General features: G+C 63.8%; 18 protein-coding genes. 11 read left to right on the top strand and 7 right to left on the bottom strand.

The features are described 5' to 3' along the window. The first annotated feature begins 9 nt into the window (after nucleotides 1–9). The 3 genes from ACE3TY_RS09025 (at nucleotide 10) to ACE3TY_RS09015 (ending at nucleotide 3,808) form a co-directional block, all read left to right on the top strand. On the top strand, nucleotides 10–903 hold the full coding sequence (locus tag ACE3TY_RS09025) for a LysR substrate-binding domain-containing protein (RefSeq protein ID WP_374652696.1): 894 nt from the start codon (nucleotides 10–12) through the stop codon (nucleotides 901–903). After that, nucleotides 884–1,360, top strand: coding sequence for a hypothetical protein (locus ACE3TY_RS09020; protein ID WP_374652695.1), 477 nt, complete (start codon nucleotides 884–886; stop codon nucleotides 1,358–1,360). The genes ACE3TY_RS09025 and ACE3TY_RS09020 overlap by 20 nt, the downstream gene beginning before the upstream one ends. A 120-nt stretch (nucleotides 1,361–1,480) precedes the next feature. Then, nucleotides 1,481–3,808, top strand: coding sequence for an aminotransferase class III-fold pyridoxal phosphate-dependent enzyme (locus ACE3TY_RS09015; protein ID WP_374652694.1), 2,328 nt, complete (start codon nucleotides 1,481–1,483; stop codon nucleotides 3,806–3,808). A gap of 70 nt (nucleotides 3,809–3,878) precedes the next feature. On the opposite strand, the gene kdsA is transcribed toward ACE3TY_RS09015, so the two are convergent. From kdsA to tpiA, 4 genes are all read right to left on the bottom strand, one after another. Further along, the gene (kdsA, locus tag ACE3TY_RS09010; RefSeq protein WP_374652693.1) at nucleotides 3,879–4,724 is read right to left on the bottom strand and encodes a 3-deoxy-8-phosphooctulonate synthase; all 846 of its coding nucleotides are present in this window, start codon (nucleotides 4,722–4,724) and stop codon (nucleotides 3,879–3,881) included. A 22-nt stretch (nucleotides 4,725–4,746) separates the two neighbouring features. Beyond that, nucleotides 4,747–6,375: a CTP synthase gene (locus tag ACE3TY_RS09005; protein ID WP_374652692.1), complete on the bottom strand. Its 1,629-nt coding sequence runs from the start codon at nucleotides 6,373–6,375 to the stop codon at nucleotides 4,747–4,749. Between the two features lie 81 nt (nucleotides 6,376–6,456). Then, nucleotides 6,457–6,867 (bottom strand): preprotein translocase subunit SecG, encoded by a 411-nt coding sequence (gene secG / locus ACE3TY_RS09000; protein ID WP_374652691.1) that lies wholly within the window; start codon nucleotides 6,865–6,867, stop codon nucleotides 6,457–6,459. 73 nt (nucleotides 6,868–6,940) lie between these two features. Next, complete coding sequence (tpiA, locus tag ACE3TY_RS08995; protein ID WP_374652690.1) at nucleotides 6,941–7,711, bottom strand: triose-phosphate isomerase; 771 nt, start codon at nucleotides 7,709–7,711, stop codon at nucleotides 6,941–6,943. Nucleotides 7,712–7,926: 215 nt separating this feature from the next. On the opposite strand from tpiA, the gene ACE3TY_RS08990 reads away from it, so the two are divergent. From ACE3TY_RS08990 to ACE3TY_RS08980, 3 genes are read left to right on the top strand one after another with little or no spacing between them, the layout of a single operon-like run. Then, nucleotides 7,927–9,813, top strand: a complete 1,887-nt coding sequence (locus tag ACE3TY_RS08990) for a peptidyl-prolyl cis-trans isomerase (RefSeq protein WP_374652689.1) — start codon at nucleotides 7,927–7,929, stop codon at nucleotides 9,811–9,813. Between the two features lie 26 nt (nucleotides 9,814–9,839). After that, the gene (gene trpE, locus ACE3TY_RS08985) at nucleotides 9,840–11,366 is read left to right on the top strand and encodes an anthranilate synthase component I (RefSeq protein WP_374652688.1); all 1,527 of its coding nucleotides are present in this window, start codon (nucleotides 9,840–9,842) and stop codon (nucleotides 11,364–11,366) included. A gap of 3 nt (nucleotides 11,367–11,369) precedes the next feature. Further along, complete coding sequence (locus ACE3TY_RS08980; protein ID WP_374652687.1) at nucleotides 11,370–11,891, top strand: PAS domain-containing protein; 522 nt, start codon at nucleotides 11,370–11,372, stop codon at nucleotides 11,889–11,891. On the opposite strand, the gene ACE3TY_RS08975 is transcribed toward ACE3TY_RS08980, so the two are convergent. The 3 genes from ACE3TY_RS08975 to ACE3TY_RS08965 are packed head-to-tail and all read right to left on the bottom strand — an operon-like array spanning nucleotide 11,892 to nucleotide 15,512. Further along, nucleotides 11,892–12,413 (bottom strand): GNAT family N-acetyltransferase, encoded by a 522-nt coding sequence (locus ACE3TY_RS08975; RefSeq protein WP_374652686.1) that lies wholly within the window; start codon nucleotides 12,411–12,413, stop codon nucleotides 11,892–11,894. Nucleotides 12,414–12,427: 14 nt separating this feature from the next. Continuing rightward, nucleotides 12,428–13,618: a divergent polysaccharide deacetylase family protein gene (locus tag ACE3TY_RS08970; RefSeq protein WP_374652685.1), complete on the bottom strand. Its 1,191-nt coding sequence runs from the start codon at nucleotides 13,616–13,618 to the stop codon at nucleotides 12,428–12,430. Between the two features lies 1 nt (nucleotide 13,619). Beyond that, nucleotides 13,620–15,512, bottom strand: coding sequence for a hypothetical protein (locus ACE3TY_RS08965; protein ID WP_374652684.1), 1,893 nt, complete (start codon nucleotides 15,510–15,512; stop codon nucleotides 13,620–13,622). 82 nt (nucleotides 15,513–15,594) lie between these two features. On the opposite strand from ACE3TY_RS08965, the gene ACE3TY_RS08960 reads away from it, so the two are divergent. The 5 genes from ACE3TY_RS08960 to glp are packed head-to-tail and all read left to right on the top strand — an operon-like array spanning nucleotide 15,595 to nucleotide 19,763. After that, complete coding sequence (locus ACE3TY_RS08960; RefSeq protein ID WP_374652683.1) at nucleotides 15,595–16,206, top strand: aminodeoxychorismate/anthranilate synthase component II; 612 nt, start codon at nucleotides 15,595–15,597, stop codon at nucleotides 16,204–16,206. Continuing rightward, entirely contained in the window at nucleotides 16,203–17,249 is a 1,047-nt protein-coding gene (gene trpD, locus ACE3TY_RS08955) for an anthranilate phosphoribosyltransferase (protein ID WP_374652682.1), read from the top strand. Before ACE3TY_RS08960 ends, trpD begins: the two co-directional genes overlap by 4 nt. Next, complete coding sequence (gene trpC / locus ACE3TY_RS08950; RefSeq protein WP_374652681.1) at nucleotides 17,246–18,070, top strand: indole-3-glycerol phosphate synthase TrpC; 825 nt, start codon at nucleotides 17,246–17,248, stop codon at nucleotides 18,068–18,070. The genes trpD and trpC overlap by 4 nt, the downstream gene beginning before the upstream one ends. Further along, on the top strand, nucleotides 18,070–18,546 hold the full coding sequence (gene moaC / locus ACE3TY_RS08945) for a cyclic pyranopterin monophosphate synthase MoaC (RefSeq protein WP_374652680.1): 477 nt from the start codon (nucleotides 18,070–18,072) through the stop codon (nucleotides 18,544–18,546). The genes trpC and moaC overlap by 1 nt, the downstream gene beginning before the upstream one ends. After that, nucleotides 18,543–19,763, top strand: a complete 1,221-nt coding sequence (gene glp / locus ACE3TY_RS08940; protein ID WP_374652679.1) for a gephyrin-like molybdotransferase Glp — start codon at nucleotides 18,543–18,545, stop codon at nucleotides 19,761–19,763. Before moaC ends, glp begins: the two co-directional genes overlap by 4 nt. The last annotated feature ends 119 nt before the right edge of the window (nucleotides 19,764–19,882 follow it).

Raw genomic sequence — 19,882 nt, 5'->3', positions numbered from 1 at the left:
GATCTATAGATGACGTCGATAAGTCACTCAGCCCTCAGGGCCTTTCATGCGGTGGCGACGGAGGGCAGCTTTACCAAAGCGGCCCGGACTCTCAACGTGACCCAGCCGACTTTATCCGGTCAGGTCAAGGGATTAGAGGAACAGTTCGGAATTCGCCTGTTCGACCGCCGCAAGCGCAAGATCGAGCTTACAGATATCGGCCGCAACCTTCTCGATATCACCTGGCGGATGTTCGGGCTGGAGGCGGAAGCGGAGCAGGTCCTCACCGCCGCCAAGGGGCTGAAACGGGGGCATCTCCGGATCGGCGCCGATGCGCCTTACCATTCCATCCCGTTCCTGGCCGCCTTCAACCGGCGCTATCCCAATGTGCGCCTGTCGATGTCGATCGGCAATTCCTCGGGGCTGAAGGCCGATCTCATCGACCAGCGCTTCGACGTCGTGATCGCGGCGGATATCGGCGGCGACACCAAACTCCACGCCTTCCCGTTCCAGGAAGATTACCTCATCGCCTTCGTCGACCGGGCCCATCCCTGGGCCAGGAAACGCAAGATCCGGCTTGAGGATCTGGCCGGGCGCCGGCTGGTGCTGCGCGAGCCGGCGTCGACCACGAGGCGCGCCTTCGATGCCGCCATCGCCAAGGCCGGCATCCAGACCGGCGAGATCCTTGAGATCGGCAGCCGCGAGGCCATCCGCGAAGGTGTTGCTGCAGGCCTCGGCATCGGCATCGTGGCGCACTCGGAGTTCGGCGACGACATGCGCTTGAAGGCGCTCGAGTTCGAGGGACCGCGCATCAAGTCGACCGAGTTTGTCGCCTGCCTGGCCGATCGGCGGGGAACGCCGCTGGTCAAGGCCTTTCTCGACGTCGCCAAGGAGACTGCGGGCAATGCGCGCACTCAGATTTAACCTCTGCGCTCTTTTGCTGCTGGCAGGCCTGCCGGCCGCCGCCCAGCAGATGGCCGAATGGGAGCGCGGTTCCGCCAAGAATGTCGAGTACGCCAATCTGACGACCGGCATGGGCGATGTGTTCGGCTTTTTTTGCCGCCCGGTGAAGAACCGCTTCGTCGGCGGCATGGTGATGAAGGCCAATGCCTTTCGCACTCTCATCCGCGACGAGCAGAGCTATTCGCTCAATATCGTCATCGATGGCGAACGCGACAGTATCGTCTTCAAAGCGAAGGATGTGGATCTCTGGTTCGAGGCCAGCGACCTCAACCAGCAGCTGAGCCTTGGGCGACTATACGATGCCGTGCGCGCCAGCCATCAGCTGGAACTTGCCGTCTCGGCGATCGGGTGGCGCGAGCGCTACGATTTCGCCGACGCGGAAAAGGCGTTGGCCGGCTTGATGGATCGTTGCCAATAGCGCCGTCATGCGCCTTCCTTCCGCCATGCGCTTTGATCCCACCCCCTCCCCCATCTGCGCCCGTTGACGAGTTGCGGATACCGCCCTTAGGCTGCGCCGCCAACCGGGAGTACCGCGATCATGAAGTTCCTGCGCGCCAACGCGCCGCGCCTTGCGATGCCGGCCATCGAACAATGCGCCCGCCAGCATTTCGGCCTCACCGGCGAACTCTCGCCGCTCTACAGCGAGCGCGACCAGAATGTGCGCCTGCGCGAAAGCGACGGCAGCGCCTGGGTCTTGAAGATCGCCAATGCCGAGGAAGATCCCGCCATTGTCGACTGCCAGATCGAAACCCTGCGCCATATCGCACGCGTCGATCCTTCCTTGCCGGTGCCGCGAGTGCGGCTGGCCCGGAACGGTACAACCACCGTTCGCATAGCGGCCGAGAATGGCGACCAGCATATCTTCTACGTGCTATCATATCTTGATGGCCGCATCGCCGGCACGGCCAACCTGGATACGGCCCTTTACGGCAAGATTGGCAACATGGTGGCCCGGCTCGGCCGAGCCATGCGCGGCTTCTTCCACCCTGCGGCAGGTACGCGCGAACTCCTTTGGGATGTCCGCATGGCGCCGCGTCTTCTGTCCCATGTCGATTTGCTCCAAAGCGCGGAACATCGCAAGATTGCCCGCGGCATTCTCACTCGTTTCCGTGACGAGGTTCTGCCGCGGCTCGAGACCTTGCGCGTCCAGCCGATCCATGGCGATGTGCACGAGCACAACCTGATCCTGACACAGAGCGAACCGGCGGAGATCGCCGGCATCATCGATTTTGGCGACATGATCCATGCGCCGCTGGTCATGGATCTGGCGGATACGATTGCCGATTTCGCCATCGATCCGGCGCGCCTCGATGGCGTGCTGACAGCGATCGCCGGCGCCTATCACGCGGTGACTCCGCTGGAGGATGCGGAAATCGATCTTCTTTGCGATCTCGTCCTCACGCGCTTGCTGATCACGCCGCTTACCAATGCCGTGCGCGCCCATGAAACACCGGAAGAACCGAACTACATGGCCGAATATGGCGCAGCCGGCATCGAAGTCTGCGCTGCCATCGAAAAGATGGGACGCGACGCCTTCCAGGATCGCGTACGCGCCGCCTGCGGCCTTCCCACTTCTCTTCATGGCGTGAATGTCGATACCTTGATTGCCCGCCGCAAGAAGACCATGGGCTCGCGCCTCTACGTCTTCTACGATCCGCCTTTGCATATGGTGAAGGGGGAAGGCGTCTGGCTGACCGATGCAAGCGGCAGGCGCTATCTGGATTGCTACAACAATGTGCCGCATGTCGGCCATTGCCACCCCCATGTGGTCGAGGCCCTGACCCGGCAGATCCGCACGCTCAACACCAACACGCGCTATCTCGGCGAACAGGTGCTGGAATATAGCGAACGGCTCGGCGCCACCTTGCCCGGCAAGCTCAAGGTTTGCGCCTTCGTCAACTCCGGCAGCGAGGCCAACGACATCGCCTGGCGCATGGCCAAGACCTATACCGGCAATACCGGCGGCATCACGATGGATTTCGCCTATCACGGCATTACCGATGCCGTGGATGCGTTCTCGCCCTCCGGCAATATGAGCAACAGCGTGCCACCGCATATGCGCGTGCTGACGCCACCCGACGGCTATCGTGGCGCCCATCGCTACGGCACGCCGGATTGGGGACGGCAATATGCGGCGGATGCCGACCGCGCTATCGCTTCGCTCACCCAAGCCGGCATGAAGCCGGCGGCGTTCATGGTCGATTCCGCCTTCATGACCAACGGGGTGCTGGAGCCGCAGCCAGGCTATGTCGTCGAGGTCTTCAGGAAGATTCGGGCCGCCGGCGGCCTGTGCATCGGCGACGAAGTGCAATCCGGCTTTGGCCGCATGGGCACGCATATGTGGGGCCATGCGCATCACGATGCGGTCCCCGACATCGTCACCATCGGGAAGCCAGCCGGCAACGGTCATCCGCTGGGCGTGGTGATCACGACCCCGGAGATCATGGAAGCTTTCCTGAAGGAGTTCGCCTTCTTCTCCACCTTCGGCGGCAACAACGTCTCCTGCGCCGCGGGATTGGCGGTTCTCGATGTGATCGAGCGCGAGGGACTGGTCGAGAATGCGCGTATCGTTGGCGACTACCTGAAGGCCGGCATCAAGGGCCTGATGAGCAAGCATAGCCTCATCGGCGATGTGCGCGGCACCGGCCTGGCGCTGGGTGTCGAACTGGTGACCGATCGCAAGACCCAAGCGCCCGCGGCCGCGGAGACAAAGCGCCTGCTCAACTTCATGCGCGACGAAGGTGTACTGATCGGCAGTGAAGGCATTCACGGCAACGTGCTGAAGATCCGCCCGCCGATCGTGTTCTCGAAGGAGAATGCGGATATCGCCGTGGCCGCGCTGGATCGGGCGCTGGTGCGGATCTAACCCTCGCCGTCATGGCCCGCTTCAGGCGCGGGGCGACAGTGAGAGAGTATTGCGGGCCGTGAGCCTTCCCTTACCGGATATCGAGCGGCGCAAAACCTTTGACGAGATCGTCGAGCGCCTTCATCTGCTGGAGGAAGGCTGGGAGCTTTGCGAGCGGCAGGGCGCAGGGACCGTCGCATTTGGCGTTGTCGGGATCCGGGTGGGCCTCGATGAAGAGACCGGCGATGCCAACGGCGAGACCGGCCCGGGCGAGTTCCGCCACCTGGGCGCGGCGGCCGCCGGAGGCGCCAGCCATCGGATCGCGCATCTGCAGGGCGTGGGTCGCGTCGAAGATGACCGGCAGATTATTGCTGACCGACTTCATGGTGCGGAAGCCGAGCATGTCGACGACGAGATTGTCGTAACCGAAGCTGCTGCCCCGCTCGCAGAGCAATATCTTCTCGTTCCCGCATTCTCGGATCTTCTCGACGATGTTCTTCATCTGCGGCGGGCTCAGGAATTGCGGCTTCTTGATGTTGATCACCGCGCCGGTGCGGGCCATGGCCTCAACCAGATCGGTCTGGCGCGCGAGGAAGGCCGGGATCTGGAGGATATCGCAAACGGCCGCGACGGGCGCTGCCTGTTCTTCGGTGTGCACATCGGTCAGGACCGGCACGCCGAAATGCTGTCTGATGTCGCCCAGGAGTTTCAGGCCTTCGTCAAGGCCGGGACCGCGAAAGGAATGAATCGACGAGCGATTGGCCTTGTCGTAGGAAGCCTTGAAGACATAGGGAATGCCGAGACGCCGCGTTGCCTCGCAAAAGGCCTCGGCCACGCGGAAAGCCGTATCGCGGTCCTCAAGGACATTCATGCCGCCGATCATGACCATCGGCTTTTCGTTGGCGATGTCGATCTTTCCGACGCGGATCGTGGTCATGTCAGCAAAGCCTTTTCAGCACTCAAACGAGGCGCGACTGGTTGACCGCCGCCTCGATAAAGGACACGAACAAAGGATGTGGCTCGAACAGGCGCGACTTCAATTCCGGATGGAACTGAACGCCCACGAACCACGGATGGTCCGGTATCTCGACAATTTCGGGCAGGACACCATCGGGTGACATGCCGGAGAATCTCAGACCGACCTTCTCCAGCCGTTCCTTGTAATGATAGTTCACTTCATAGCGATGGCGGTGCCGTTCGCTGATCGCCGGCTTGTCACCGTAGATATGCGAAACGAGCGAATCCCTGGCCAGCAGGCATTCATAAGCACCAAGGCGCATGGTTCCGCCCAGGTCGCTGTCTTTGGCCCGCTTTTCCAGCACGTTGCCGCGCACCCATTCGGTCATCAGCCCCACGACCGGCTCCTCGCAGGGGCCGAACTCGGTCGATCCGGCCTTGGGAACGCCGGCCAGGTTGCGCGCCGCCTCGATGACCGCCATCTGCATGCCGAAACAGATCCCGAAATAGGGAATCTTCCGCTCGCGGGCAAACTTCACTGCCTGGATCTTGCCTTCCGAGCCACGCTCGCCGAAGCCGCCCGGCACCAGGATGCCGTGCACGCCCTCCAGATGCCGCACGGCGTCTTCCCGCTCGAACACCTCGCTGTCGATCCAGTTGAGGTTGACCTTGGCATTGTTGCTGATGCCGCCATGGCGCAGGGCCTCGGCCAGCGACTTGTAGGCATCGAGTAGCGAAATGTACTTGCCGACGATGGCAATGGTCACCTCGCCCTCAGGCTGGCGGATGCGGCTGACCAGCGCGTCCCAGCGCGTGAGATCCGGGGCCGGCGCGGTCAGGCCGAAATGGCGCAGCACTTCGTCGTCATAGCCTTCGGCGTGATAGGCAGCCGGCACGGCATATATCGTATCCACGTCCAGCGCCTGGATGACGGCCGACGGGCGCACGTTGCAGAACTGGGCGATCTTGCGGCGGCTGTCGGCCGGCACTTCGCGGTCGCAGCGGCACAGCAGGATGTCCGGCTGGATACCGACCGATTGCAGTTCCTTGACCGAATGCTGCGTCGGCTTGGTCTTGAGTTCGCCCGCCGCCGGAATCCACGGCACCAGGGTGAGATGCACGAACATCGCGCGTTCGGGGCCGACCTCGTTGGCAAACTGGCGGATGGCTTCCAGGAAGGGCAGGCTTTCGATATCGCCGACCGTGCCGCCGATCTCGCACAGCACGAAATCCTCGTCCTGGATATCCGCCTTGATCCAATCCTTGATCGCATCGGTGATGTGCGGAATGACCTGGATGGTGGCGCCCAGATAGTCGCCGCGGCGTTCCTTGGCGATGACATCGGAATAAATGCGCCCCGTGGTGACGCTGTCCGAGCGCCGGCTGGAAATGCCGGTAAAGCGCTCATAATGGCCAAGATCGAGGTCGGTCTCGGCCCCGTCGTCGGTCACATAGACTTCGCCGTGCTGATACGGGCTCATCGTGCCCGGATCGACATTGATGTAGGGGTCGAGCTTTCGCAAACGGACCTTGAATCCGCGCGCCTGCAGCAAAGCGCCGAGCGCTGCTGACGAAAGACCCTTGCCGAGAGAGGAAACCACGCCGCCGGTGATAAAGATGAATCGCGTCATGGGAGGTCCTTATGGAACGAGTCGGGGCCTTCCGGCAAGCTCTCTGTGGCTGCCGGTGCGAAGGTCCTGATTAGGCATGGTTTATTGGCCGGACGGTGCGGCGGGCTCGACCGGCTGGGCAGGTTGCGCGGGCACGGTATTGGTGGTTCCCGAGTCGCCCGCCGGGGCAGGCGCATCGCCGGCCGGTGCCGCCGGCTCGGTCGCGGCCGGCGAATTGCCAACCAGCGTCGAACTTGTCGAGCGGTGGCTGTCGGAGAAAGCCAGGAACAGGCTGGTGCAGAAAAAGCCGACGGCCAGCCAGCGCGTCGCCTTCGTCAGCAGATTGGCCTGCTGGCGACCGGAAAGAAATCCAGCCATGCCGCCCGAGGCGCCACCGCCAAGGCCGCCCATCCCGCCCTCATTCTTCTGGGTCAGGATGATGCCGATAAGGAAGACCGTAATGATGACGTGAATCGCCAGGACGATCGGGAACAGGGCTCCCAGCATGGACATGCTCGCAAGTTCTTGAAAAGTCGAAATTCGGCGCGGGTTCTACCGGTTTTCGGCCGGAATGGCCAGCGCCAATTTAGCCAGCCGATTTGGCCGCACCCTCGGCGATGCCCCAGAAATCCTCTGCCTTCAGGCTGGCACCGCCGACCAGGGCACCGTTAACTTCGGCCACCCCCATCAGTTCGGCGGCATTTCCGGGTTTGACCGACCCACCATATAGGATGCGCATCTTCCCACCGCCAGGGACGCGCTGCTCGAGGAGAGCGCGTATATGGCGGTGCATGGCCGCGACATCGGCCACTGTCGGCGTTTTCCCCGTGCCGATCGCCCAGACCGGCTCATAGGCGACCACCGCATTCCGCACATTCGCGCCTGAGGGAATTGATTCAATTAATTGATTTTCAACGATTTTTAACTCTTCCCCGGCATTGCGCTGCGCCTCGGTCTCGCCCACGCAGATGATTGCAGTCAGCCCGGCATCGAGTGCCGCCTTGGCCTTCGCTGCAACCGTGGCGGAGCTTTCGCGATGATCGGTCCGGCGTTCGGAATGGCCGAGAATGGTGAAACGGCAACCGAGATCGGCCAGCATTGCCGCCGACACGTCGCCAGTATGGGCGCCATTCGCTTTGACGTGGCAGTCCTGCCCGCCCAGGGCGATGGCGGTTCCCGCGAGGTCGGCGCCGACGGGGGCGAGATATGGGAAGGGCGGGCAAAGCAGCAGATCAACCGGCAAGGCGCCGCCCTGGTGGCGCGCCTTGATATCGCCGACCAGGGCCGATGCCATGGCCAGGCTGCCATTCATCTTCCAATTGCCGGCCACCAAGGGCCGAATTCCCGGCGTCGCCATGTTGCGTCTGCTCCCTCAATCGTTCCAGTTCCGGCCTAGTCCTGAATTCTGGCTCCGGGGGGCGTATAACACGCCCCTCCGACCCCGCCAACGTGCCGGATTCCGGCCCTTGCCCACCCCCTGCCCCCTCCCTATGATGCGCGCCGCCCCGAAAGGGGGCATCATCAAGGCCGGCAAGGATTTTCCGGCATTCTGGAACAGGTTCATCGGGGACAATGCTCAGCTCCATTCGCAAACACGCGCGCTCCTGGGTCGTCAAGGCGCTGTTCGGCCTTCTGATTGCGGCGTTTGCCGTCTGGGGCATCGGCGACGTCTTCCGCGGCGCCAAGACATCGGCGCCGATTCTGAAGATCGGCAAGACTTTCGAATACACGCAGGCCGATTTCGACCGCGAGCTGAAACTGTCTTTGCAGCGCGTCTCGCAGATCCAGGGTGTCCAGGTGACGCCGCAGATGTTCGCGGCCTTCGGCGGTGCGCAGCGCCTGGTCGACCAGGCGGAGAGCAAGGGGTTGCTGCAGGCCTATGGTGAAAAGCTCGGCATCGACGTGCCGCAGGTCGCGGCCATTCAAGCTATCGAGAGCGATCCGGATTTCGCCGGCCAGACCGGCCAGTTCGACCGCGCGCGCTTCGAATACTTCCTGCGCCAGATGGGTCAGACGGAAGCCCAGTATGTCGAGACGATCCGCGGGCAGCTCCGTGCCAATCAGATTTTGGTCGCCATGATGGGCGCGGTCGATGCGCCAGATCCGCTCGTGGGCGCTGTCTACGGCTATACGCAGGAGCAGCGCAGCGCGGAAGTGATCGTCATCCCGACCGCGTCGATCGCCGACGCCGGAACGCCGGACGAAGCGGCGCTCAAGAAGTGGCACGAGGATCATGCCGAGAAATACAAGGCGCCGGAATACCGCGCCGCCTTGCTGGTGCAGATGGCGCCAGCGGATTTTGTCCAGGACGTGACCGTCAGCGACGAGGAAATCCAGCAGGAATATGATTCCCGCCTGTCGGAATTCTCGACACCGGAACTGCGCGACGTCGAACAGGTCGTCGTTCAGGATCAGGCCGTGGCGGATAAGATCGTTGCCGCCGTCAAAGGCGGCCAGGAATTTGCCGACGCCGTGAAAGCGGAAACTCAGGGCGACCCGGTGGCCCTGGGGCAGGTGACCAAGGACAAGTTGCCGTCCGATATCGCCGATGCCGTCTTCTCTCTGCCGGCCGACGGCATCTCCGCCCCGCTGAAAAGCCCGTTCGGTATTCATGTGGCCCACGTCCAATCGATCATTCCCGGCACCACCAGGACCCTGGAAGATGTGAAGGGCGAGTTGCGCAATTCCCTGGCTCTGGGCCGGGCGGCGGATGCGATGGAGTCGGTTCGCGAGCAGCTCCAGGACGAGCTGGCGGGTGGCGCCAGCCTCGAGGATGCCGCCGGGAAGCTGCAGCTCAATCAGCAGAAGATCGAGGCAGTGGATGCCACCGGCAAGGATACGGCCGGCAACGACCTCGCCATATCGCCTGACGCCGTCAACTTGATCTTCAGCACCGAGCCCGGCGACCCCAGCGACATCGCGGCCCTCAATGACGGCACCTATGCCGTCGCCCAGGTGACGGGCGTGACCGCACCGGCGGTGAAGCCGCTCGACCAGGTCGAGGATCAGGTATCCCAGGATTGGATCGCCGCCAAACAGTCGGAACTTGCCACAGCCCAGGCGAATGCGTTGGCGGAGAAACTGAAATCCGGCAGCGACATGACGGCCGAAGCGACGGCGCTGGGCCTGACCCCGCAAGTGAGCAAGCCCTTCTATCGCGGCGAAGGCGATCCGGAAGCCGGAGTGGATGGCGTGCTGGCCCAGGCGCTCTTCAAGCTCAAGGAAGGTGAAGTAACGGTTGGCCAGGGCAGCGCTGGCCCGATCGTGGCCCGTCTCACCGGCATCGTTCCGGCGGCACCCGAAGCCCATGCCGATGAAATGAACCAGCTTTCGGAACGTGTGGCCCAGTCCCTGGCCGGCGACCTGCAGCAGCAATTCTACGACGCGTTGAAAGCCGAAATACCCGTCGAGCGCAATGACGCGCAGTGGCAAAGCTTGATCGAGCTAACCGATCAATAAGCGCCAAAACCGCGGGGATTTCGATCATGAAAGTGGAACCGGATTTCGAACGATTTGCCACCGGCCATGAAGCGGGAAGGCCGCAATTGGTCTGGACCCGGCTCATCGCCGATCTCGAGACCACGATTTCAGTCATGCTGAAACTGGCCGACGGCCGCGCCAATTCGATCCTGCTGGAATCGGTCGAGGGCGGCGCCGTGCGCGGACGCTATTCGATCATCGGCTTGAAGCCGGACCTCATCTGGCGCTGCCGCGGCGATGCTGCCGAAATCAACCGCAACGCCCGCTTCGAGCCGGACAAGTTCACCGCCGAAAAGGCACCGGCCCTGGATTCGCTCCGCGCCCTTATCAAGGAAAGCCGGATCGAGGTGCCAGCCGGCCTGCCGCCGATGGCATCGGGCCTGTTCGGTTATCTCGGCTACGACATGGTGCGGCAGGTCGAGAAGCTGCCCGACCTCAAACCGGACAGATTGGGACTGCACGACAGCATCTTTTTGCGCCCGACGCTCATCGTCATCTTCGACAATGTCGAGGATTCGATGACCATCGTGACGCCGGTCTGGGCCTCTCGTTCTCTTGGAGACGGCCTCAATGCGCGGGCGGCCTACAACCAGGCGCTGGAGCGCTTGAACGATATCGTCTCGGATCTCGATCGCGGCCTGCCGCAGCAAGGCGGTGCGGTCGATCTCGCCAACCTGCCGGAACCGCAATCGAACATGACGCGGGACTATTTCGGCGAGATGGTCGCCAAGGCCAAGGAATACATCCTGGCCGGCGATATCTTCCAGGTCGTGCTGTCGCAGCGCTTCTCGCTGCCGTTCAAGCTGTCCCCTTTCGCCCTCTATCGGTCGTTGCGAAGGTTAAATCCGTCCCCCTTTCTCTTCTTCCTCGATCTCGGCGGCTTCACCATCATCGGCTCCAGTCCGGAAATCCTGGTGCGGCTCCGGGACGAGAGAGTCACCATCCGTCCCATCGCGGGCACGCGCCCGCGCGGCAAGACGCCGGAGGAGGACAAGGCCAATGCCGCAAGCCTGCTGGCGGATGAAAAGGAGTTGTCGGAACATCTGATGCTGCTCGATCTGGGGCGTAACGATGTCGGCCGCGTGGCTTCGATCGGCTCGGTCAAGGTGACCGAGAAGTTCACGATCGAAAATTACAGCCATGTGATGCATATCGTCTCGAATGTCGAAGGCAAGATCGACCCGAAATACGATGCCATGGATGCGCTGATGGCCGGGTTCCCCGCCGGCACCGTCTCGGGTGCACCAAAGGTGCGCGCCATGGAGATCATCGAGGAGCTGGAACCGGAACGGCGCGGCGTCTATGGCGGCGCCGTCGGCTATTTCGCCGCCGACGGGTCGATGGACACCTGCATCGCCCTTCGCACCACGGTGATCAAGGACGGCGTGATGTATGTTCAGGCTGGCGCCGGAATCGTCAATGACTCGGTGCCCGAAAGCGAATTCCAGGAGTGCCACCACAAGGCCCGTGCCCTCATTCGCGCCGCGCAGGAGGCTGTGCTGTTTGCGCAGAGCGGCAGCCGCAATCGCTAGCCGATGATCGTCGAACTCGACATCCCGTTCGAGCAAGTAACATCGCCGCTGGTGCGGCGCTTCCACCAAATCTGGGATGCCAAGCGCGACGGGCGGGCCATGCCGAGCTGGCAGGATATCGATCCCGCCGAGATGCGCTCCATCCTGCCGAATATCATCGTGACTTCCATAGAACAGTCGCCCTTCCGCGTCTTTTACCGCCTGGTAGGCACCAAGGCGGCAAGCTTCCGGCATGAGCTGACCGGACGCTATCTGGACCAGGTCACGGAATTTCCCGAAGACGTGCGTGCGGAACTTGCCGAGGAATACCAGCTGGTCTGCAGCGAACGGCGCCCGACCTACTCAAGGGACGTCCTGACGACGAAATTCGGGCACAGCATCACTTTCTTCGGTGCGATCTTCCCGCTGTCAAGCGATGGGACACAAGTCGACCGCTGCATCGCCGTTGAGGATTACGAAGGCACACGGCCGGACGACATCGCGAAATCGGACGCTGGACGCGGTTATGGCGCCAGAGAGCCGTAATCAGCCGATTGCAGCCGAATCCGTCGTTTCTTCGGGCGGCAACTCAAGATCGAAGCGCTGCTCGCGCATGGCACGGCCCCAAGTGTTGGCGTCCTGCTCCTCGGTCAGCTTGAAGCCGGCCTGCTCATAGAGCCGGCGCGCCGAATCGAGCCCGGCGAAGGTGTAGAGGTAGATCCGGCGGTAATCACGTTCGCGGCAGAAACCCAGAGCCCGATCGAGCAATTGCTTGCCGAGCCCCGTACGCTGTGCTTCCGGCGCCACGATGAACCAGCGCAAATGCGCGCCGCGCCCGGCATGATCGATGCTGTCGATCGCGATAGATCCCAAAAAACGCTCGTCGGGACGTTTGGCCACCAGGAGCAGATCGCGGTCCCGGTTCATATTGAGAACGAAGCCAGCGAGATCGGCGGCGACCTTCGCCTCGAATTTCATCCCGAACGACCAGGCCTGCGCGTAATAGCGCGCATGGGTGCCCAGAATATCGGCAATGATGCCGGGATAATATTCGTGGTCGAACCGCATCGTCCCCCTCCTCTTCAGCCCGCCACACCCTCGCGCTTCTTGACGATGGTGGTCAAGGGCACAATCGCGAAGCCCCGTCTCTTGGCTTCCGGCAGCCAACGTTTCAACACGGCGATCGTCGCCGGATGGGGGTGTCCGATGGCAACGGCATAGCCCTGTTTGCGGGCGATTCTTTCCGCCTCGGCCAACTGCCGCGCCACGGCGGTTTCGCTCATATCGTCATCGAGAAAGACGTCGCGGGCGATGTGGGTGACGCCCATCCTGGCCGCCAGGGAATCGCCGACGCTGCCAGCGATGGTCTTGGAATCGAGGAACAGAAGGCCGCGTTTCCTGGCTTCCTCCAGGACGATGCTCATGCCGCCGGCATCCTGCGTGAAGCGGCTACCCATATGATTGTTGAAGCCGACATAGCCATCCAGACGGCCCAGGCCCCAGTCGATCCGGCGCCGCAACTCGTCGGCCTCCATGCCAACAGCCAGCGCATTGGGTCCGGGATTGATCGACGCGTTCACCGGCTGCATCGGCATGTGCACCATGATCTCATGTCCCTTGGCACGTGCCGTCCGCGCAAGGGCCGCGGCATTCCTGGCATAGGTCATGACCGAGATCACGATAGGCGCAGGCAAGGCAATGGCCATTTCGGCGTGCTGCGGGGCGACACCGACATCATCGAGCACAATGGTGATCATCGGGCTGTTGCCGGGGTCGCGGGCGGCGACCGAATATTCCAGCCATTGCGGAAGCGCCGGTTCCTTGGCACTGGGGCCGGGCAGGCTCGCAACCTGGTTTTCCGCCGGCTGATCGGGCGGCGGCGCAGTTACCGAGGCGGATTGATGCGCGCTCTCTTCGGCCGGTGCCGGCACGGCTTCCGGCGCAGGCAAGGGTGCCGGCGGCGGCACCATCTTCTCGACGTAATCCGGCTTTTTGGCCTCCGCTCTGGCCGGCGATTTCTTCGGCAGCTTGGCGGCACCCTCGGCGACGGCGGTTCGCCGTTCTGGCTCTTCCAGCAGATTCGGCACGAGCGCCGTTACCATCAGGCCGAGCGCGAGCCCCAATACGATGCCGAGCGCGAACAAGGTTACGCCGCCGGGCAGACGCCTCAGCCATGCCGGCCAGGCGCCAGCCCGGCTCCGCGGCTTCTGGCGCCGCGCATTTCGATTTCCCGGCGCCCCTTTGCGGCGTGCCGCTGATTTTTGTTTTGCCATGCTACTCCTCGTCGACCTCATTAGCGGTCGTGGGCATCGCACGCAAGCTGAGCGCCGACAGGGCAAGGAGAAGAACCACGCCGACCTCGTAGCTGCCGAGGTCGCTGCGTCGGTCGAGCCAGAACGGTGCCAGGGCAAAGAGGAGTGCGGCGGCGTAGGCGATCAACGCATTGATCAAGACCATCTGCCGGTGTCGCGCCGCCAACAGCAGCAGATCGACGATGACGCGCGGATCGTGCCGCGTCGTTGCGACCGGCGTCTCCGGACATTGTTCCATCAGGCGCCGGCCGAACGGCAGCAGGATGTCGTGCGGCGTCATGCCTTCCGGCACTTCATCGGCCGCGACCACCAGCAGAGAGCCGGCGCGGTGGCGTAACTTGCGCAGGCTGTCCGCTTTCTCCTCCGCCCGGTCAGGCAGAATTCGGCCGATCTTGAGAGATTTGGCGAGCGTCGCGTGGGCGGGATCTTCGCCATGCGCGATCCATGCCGTCTCAAGACCCATTCGACGGAGATTCCTGACCGCATCGACCGCGCCGCTCACCGAAGGCGCACCGAAGACGAGGAAACCCAGCACCTGCCGTTTCGGTGCCGCCTCCGCCACCCAGCGCACGCGGCGTCCCTGCGCCATGACCTTGACGGCATCGGCATCGAGCGCGGTGCAGTCGACACCATGGCTTTGCACGAATGTCCGGCTGCCGATCAGGATTTCCTGTTTTTCCGTGTGCCCGCCGATGCCCTTGCCAATCGTGCTGCGATAGCCGCTGGCGGGTTTCAGGCGCATGCGGAAACCCACGGCAAAATCGAGGATGGCCTTGCCCCAGGGGTCGTGCCCCATCTGGGCGATCGCCGCGGCGCGCCGGATGAGATCGACCGGCTGCACCCCTCCGATAGGATGGGCCGATATCAGCCGCAGCCGATCGGGAACCAAGATGCCGCGATGCCCCAGGATGACGGCGCCAACATGGCGCAAGCGGTCCAGCACGGCGAGATCCTTGATTTCGAGCCCCATCGCGCGTGCTGCGGTGAGCACTTCGGAGGTGGGAGCCGCATAGACCAGCCCCAGGCCCAGGGGCGCCGCCAGGGCCAGCATCTGCAGCGACACGATGACCGGATCGCCGGGCCCGCCCAGCCCCCAGACACGCCACGCAATCGCCGCCGCGATCACGGCAAGCGTGCCGCGCGCGATCCAGGCAAGCAGCTGTGTCAGGCGGTCCTCCAAAACCGGCCGGCCGGCAGCCTGTTGCCGCGCCGTTTCCGCCGCCGGCAGCTCGATCGTCAGGGGACCGTCGCCATTGCGCGCCCCGAGATGAACATGCGCGCCCGGCCGCACCACGATCGGATAGACGTCGTCGCTGCCGGCCGGATCCTGAATCTCGCTGTGACCGTCGATCACGATGCCGTCCGCGGGAACGAGATCGCCGGGTCCCACCGCGACCCTTCCGGCCGGGCCGGCGCGCAGTGGCAGCAAGGTCGATCTGGCCGCCGTGCGCACCAGGATATCGCCCAGTATCGCCACGGAAAGCAGGCTCGCACCGAAAGCGGCATCGCGCCATACCAGCAGCAACTGTTCCGATCCGGCCGCCGGCGTGAGATGAAAATAGCGCCAGAGAGCCAGGGCAAAAGCCGCGCTGGCGCCGGCCACGAGAAGCGTGTCGCCATCGACATGGAGGCGCAGCATCTTGGCGCCGGCGCGAAAATAAACCGGCAGGCAAACGACAAACTGCACGACCGCCGCCCCAACAAGCATGGCGGCCGAATGCCCCAGGACCGGCGTCAGCGGCGAAACGCCCCACCAAGTGCCGCTGAGCGCCAGAAGCAGCAAGGGCGCCAACAGCACCGGCATGCGCAACAGGTCGCCCAAGGACAAATCGGTCGTCTTACCCAGAAAGCGCATGCCCTTTACCCGGCTCCGAATCTTCCGTTCCTGCGGCACCCCTGCTAAACTCGGCCGCAAATCCTGCCGCTGGATGCCTAAGATGTTCATACTAATCGATAATTACGACAGCTTCACCTATAACCTGTACCACTATCTGGGCGAGCTTGGAGCCGAGATCGAAGTCTATCGCAACGACCAGATCACCGTGGACGAGGTTATGGCCAAAGCGCCGCAGGGTATCATCCTTTCACCCGGCCCCTGCGACCCGGATCGCGCCGGCATCTGCCTCGATCTGATCAAGGCCGCCTCCGGCAAGATTCCGATTCTTGGCGTCTGCCTTGGCCATCAGGCCATCGGGCAGGCTTTCGGCGGCAAGGTGGTGCGCGCCAGCAAGCCGATGCATGGCAAGCTCTCCAATGTCAGCCACCGCAGTAAGAGCGTGTTCCTGGACCTGCCCAACAACTTCGCCGCCACCCGTTATCATTCGCTGGTGGTCGATCGCGCCTCGCTCCCGTCCACGCTGGAAGTGACCGCCGAGACCGAGGACGGCACGATCATGGGGCTGGCCCACAAGACGCTGCCCATCGCCGGCGTGCAGTTCCACCCCGAAAGCATCGCCTCGGAACATGGCCACAAGCTGCTCTGCAATTTTCTGACCGCCGCCGGCCTCAACAAGCTCAACACGCCCGCCAGTCAGAAAGTCCTGCAGTGACCTCGCCAACCGACCTCAAGGGCCTTATCGGCATCGTCGCTCAGGGCAAGGCGCTGTCGCGCGCGCAAGCGGAGACCGCCTTCAACATCATCATGACCGGCGAAGCGACGCCCGCCCAGATCGGCGCGTTCCTGATGGCGCTGCGCGTGCGCGGCGAGACCGTCGACGAGATCACCGGCGCCGTCAGCGTGATGCGCGAGAAGATGACCCGGATCCAGGCCCCGCAGGGCGCCATCGATGTCTGCGGAACCGGCGGCGACGGGGCCGGCACGCTCAACATCTCGACGGCCGTCTCCTTCGTCTGCGCGGCCTGCGGCGTCACGGTCGCCAAGCATGGCAACAAGGCCGCATCCTCGAAGAGCGGAGCCGCCGATATCCTGACCGCCCTCGGCGTCAACATCGATGCCGACATGAAAGTGCTCGAAGCCGCCTTGTTCGATGTGGGCACCAGCTTCCTCTGGGCGCAGAAGCATCACAGCGCCATGCGCCATGTCGGCCCGGCACGCGTCGAATTGGGCACGCGCACCATCTTCAACCTGATGGGACCGATGTCGAACCCAGCCGGCGTCAAGCGGCAGTTGATCGGCGTCTATGCCCGGCAATGGCTGAAGCCGATGGCGGATGCCTTGCGTTCACTGGGAACCGAACATGCCTGGCTGGTTCATGGCAGCGACGGGCTCGACGAGATTACCACGACAGGCCCCACCCAAGTGGTCGAGCTGCGCGACGGCAATCTGAAAGAGTTCGAGATCGCGCCGGAGCAATTCGGCCTGGCCCGCAGCACCGCGGCCGAGCTGAAGGGCGGCGATCCTGGCCAGAATGCCGAGGCCCTGCGCGAGCTCTTCGACGGCGCCGTCGGCCCCTATCGTGACATCGTCCGGCTCAATGCCGCGGCGGCTCTCGTTGTAGCGGGTAAGGCCAAGGACATTCCGCAAGGCCTGGCATTGGCCGCCGAGGCACTGGATTCCGGCGGTGCCCGGGAAAAGCTGGAGGCGCTGGTCGCCTTCACGACCGAGAATACGCCTGAGGCGCTGGCACCATGAGCGACGTGCTCGCCCGCATCTGCGACGACAAGCGCCGGCACGTCGCCCAGAGCGAGGCCGCAATCTCCTTGGCCGAAATCCGGCGCCATGCCGAAGCCAGCCTGGAGAAGGATCCGCCGCGCGGCTTCCTGCGAAACCTCGAGAAGGCCGTCAAGGCCGGCTATTTCGGCCTCATCGCCGAGATCAAGAAGGCGTCTCCGTCAAAGGGCCTGATCCGTGCCGATTTCGATCCCGCGGCACTGGCCACGGCCTATCGTGCCGGCGGCGCCACCTGCCTTTCGGTGCTTACCGACACGCCATATTTCCAGGGCCATGACACCTACCTGCGGGCGGCGCGCCAGGCGGTCGAGTTGCCGGCGCTGCGCAAGGATTTCATGCTGACGCCGTATCAGATCTATGAATCGCGCGCGCTTGGCGCCGACTGTATCCTGCTGATCATGGCCTGTCTCGACGACGCGACGGCGGCTGAGCTGGAGGCCCTCGCCTTCTCGCTCGGCATGGATGTGCTGGTCGAAGTACATGATGCGGCGGAAATGACCCGCGCGCTCAAACTGAAATCCCGCCTGCTCGGAATCAACAACCGCAATCTCAAGACGCTCGCCATCGACCTCGCGACGACCGAACAACTGGCGGCGATGGCGCCCAAGGATCGCATGCTGGTGGCCGAGAGCGGGCTCTATTCGACCGCGGATCTCGAGCGCATGCACCGCGTCGGTGCCTCCATCTTCCTGGTCGGCGAAAGCCTGATGCGCCAGGCCGACGTGACGGCGGCAACGCGCGCCCTGCTCGGTGCCCGCACTCCTCTCAATTCGGCCGCGTAATGAGCAAGCTCACGCATTTCGACGAGTCCGGCAACGCCCGCATGGTGGACGTGTCGGACAAGGGCGCCACCGAACGCGTGGCGACGGCCAAAGGCTCGGTCTACATGTCGACCAAGACGCTGACCCTCATCCGCGAGCGCGGCGTCAAAAAAGGCGACGTGCTGACGGTCGCGCAATTGGCCGGAATCATGGGCGCCAAACGTACGCCGGATCTCATCCCTCTTTGCCATCCGCTGGCCTTGACCTCGGTGAAGGTCGAGCTCCAGCTGGATGCTGCGCGCAACGCTGTCGACATTGCCGCTACCTGCAAGCTGGTAGGCAAGACCGGCGTCGAGATGGAAGCCCTGACCGCCGTCTCGGTCGCGGCTCTCACCGTCTACGACATGGTGAAGGCTGCCGATAAGAGCATGCGCATCGGCGACATCCGCCTGGTGCATAAGAGCGGCGGCAAATCCGGAATCTACGAGGCAAAATGATGTTGTCGGTCGCCGAGGCCCTGGCGCGCATATTGGCGCCGTTTTCACCCCTGGCCGGCGAGGTGGTCGGCATCGACCGGGCCGTCGGGCGCGTGCTGGCCGAACCCGTTGCCGCGCGCCTGTCGCAGCCGCCGGCGGCCGTCTCCGCCATGGATGGCTATGCCGTGCGCGGCACCGATATCGCCCGGTTGCCGGCCAAGCTGAAGGTCATCGGCACCATCGCGGCCGGCATGTCGCCGGAAATGCCGGTCAATGCCGGTGAAGCCGCGCGCATCTTCACCGGTGCCATTCTGCCCCCTGGCGCCGATACCGTCGTTATCCAGGAGAATTGCGCCCGGGACGGCGATGTCGTGAGCGTGGGCGAAGGCTCCAACAAACCCGGCCAGCATGTGCGCGCCGCGGGCAACGATTTCCGCCTCGGTGAAATCGGCTTGTCGGCGGGGCGGCAACTGACGGCACGCGATATCGCATTTGCGGCGGCGATGAACTGGCCAAACCTCACCGTCACGCGGCGGCCGCGCATAGCCCTCCTTTCCACCGGCGACGAATTGCAGCATCCGGGCGAACCGCTGGGCCCGGCACAGATCGTCGCCTCGAATGGCATCGGCCTGGCGGCGCTGGTGACGGCTTGCGGCGGCGAGTCGATCAATCTCGGCATCGCCCGGGACAATATGGCCGACCTCAATCGGGCGCTTGACGGTGCGCGCGGTGCCGATGTGCTGGTGACGACCGGCGGCGCCTCGGTCGGCGAACTCGATCTCATCCAGCGCGCCCTGCAAGAGAAAGGCGCCGATCTCGACTTCTGGAAGATTGCCATGCGCCCAGGAAAGCCGGTGATGTTCGGCACGCTGGACAAGCTGCCCGTCCTGGGCCTGCCCGGCAACCCCGTCTCCGCCCTGGTGACGGCGACCCTGTTCCTGCGGCCGATCGTCGAGCGGCTTCTGGGCCGCACGGACGCCGAGACGGGTCCCTCCATGGCACGGCTGGGAACCGCCCTCAAGGCCAATGACCAGCGCCAGGATTATCTGCGTGCCACCGTCGGGCGCGGGCCGGACGGTGGGCTGGTTGCCACCCCCTTCGCCAAGCAGGACAGCGCGATGCTGTCCCTTATCGCCAAGGCGGACGCGCTCATTATCCGTCCGCCGCACGCGCCAGCAGCTAATGCCGGCGATCTTACCGAGATCCTTCCGCTCGCGGGTGGCTGCCTCAGCATCTAGCCGACACCGGCATTCCGCCGCCCCGGATCGGCAATGCAGGCGCCTCGGATATATTTGAACAACTGTATAAGACGCACTCCGTTGCCGTATCCGCGTCTAGCGGGGCTTAGTGGCCCTGC

This window comes from Dongia sp., assembly GCF_041918875.1.
Classification (GTDB): domain Bacteria; phylum Pseudomonadota; class Alphaproteobacteria; order Dongiales; family Dongiaceae; genus Dongia.
Note: the sequence above shows the minus strand (reverse complement) of the source record. Positions and strands in the feature narration are given on the sequence as shown.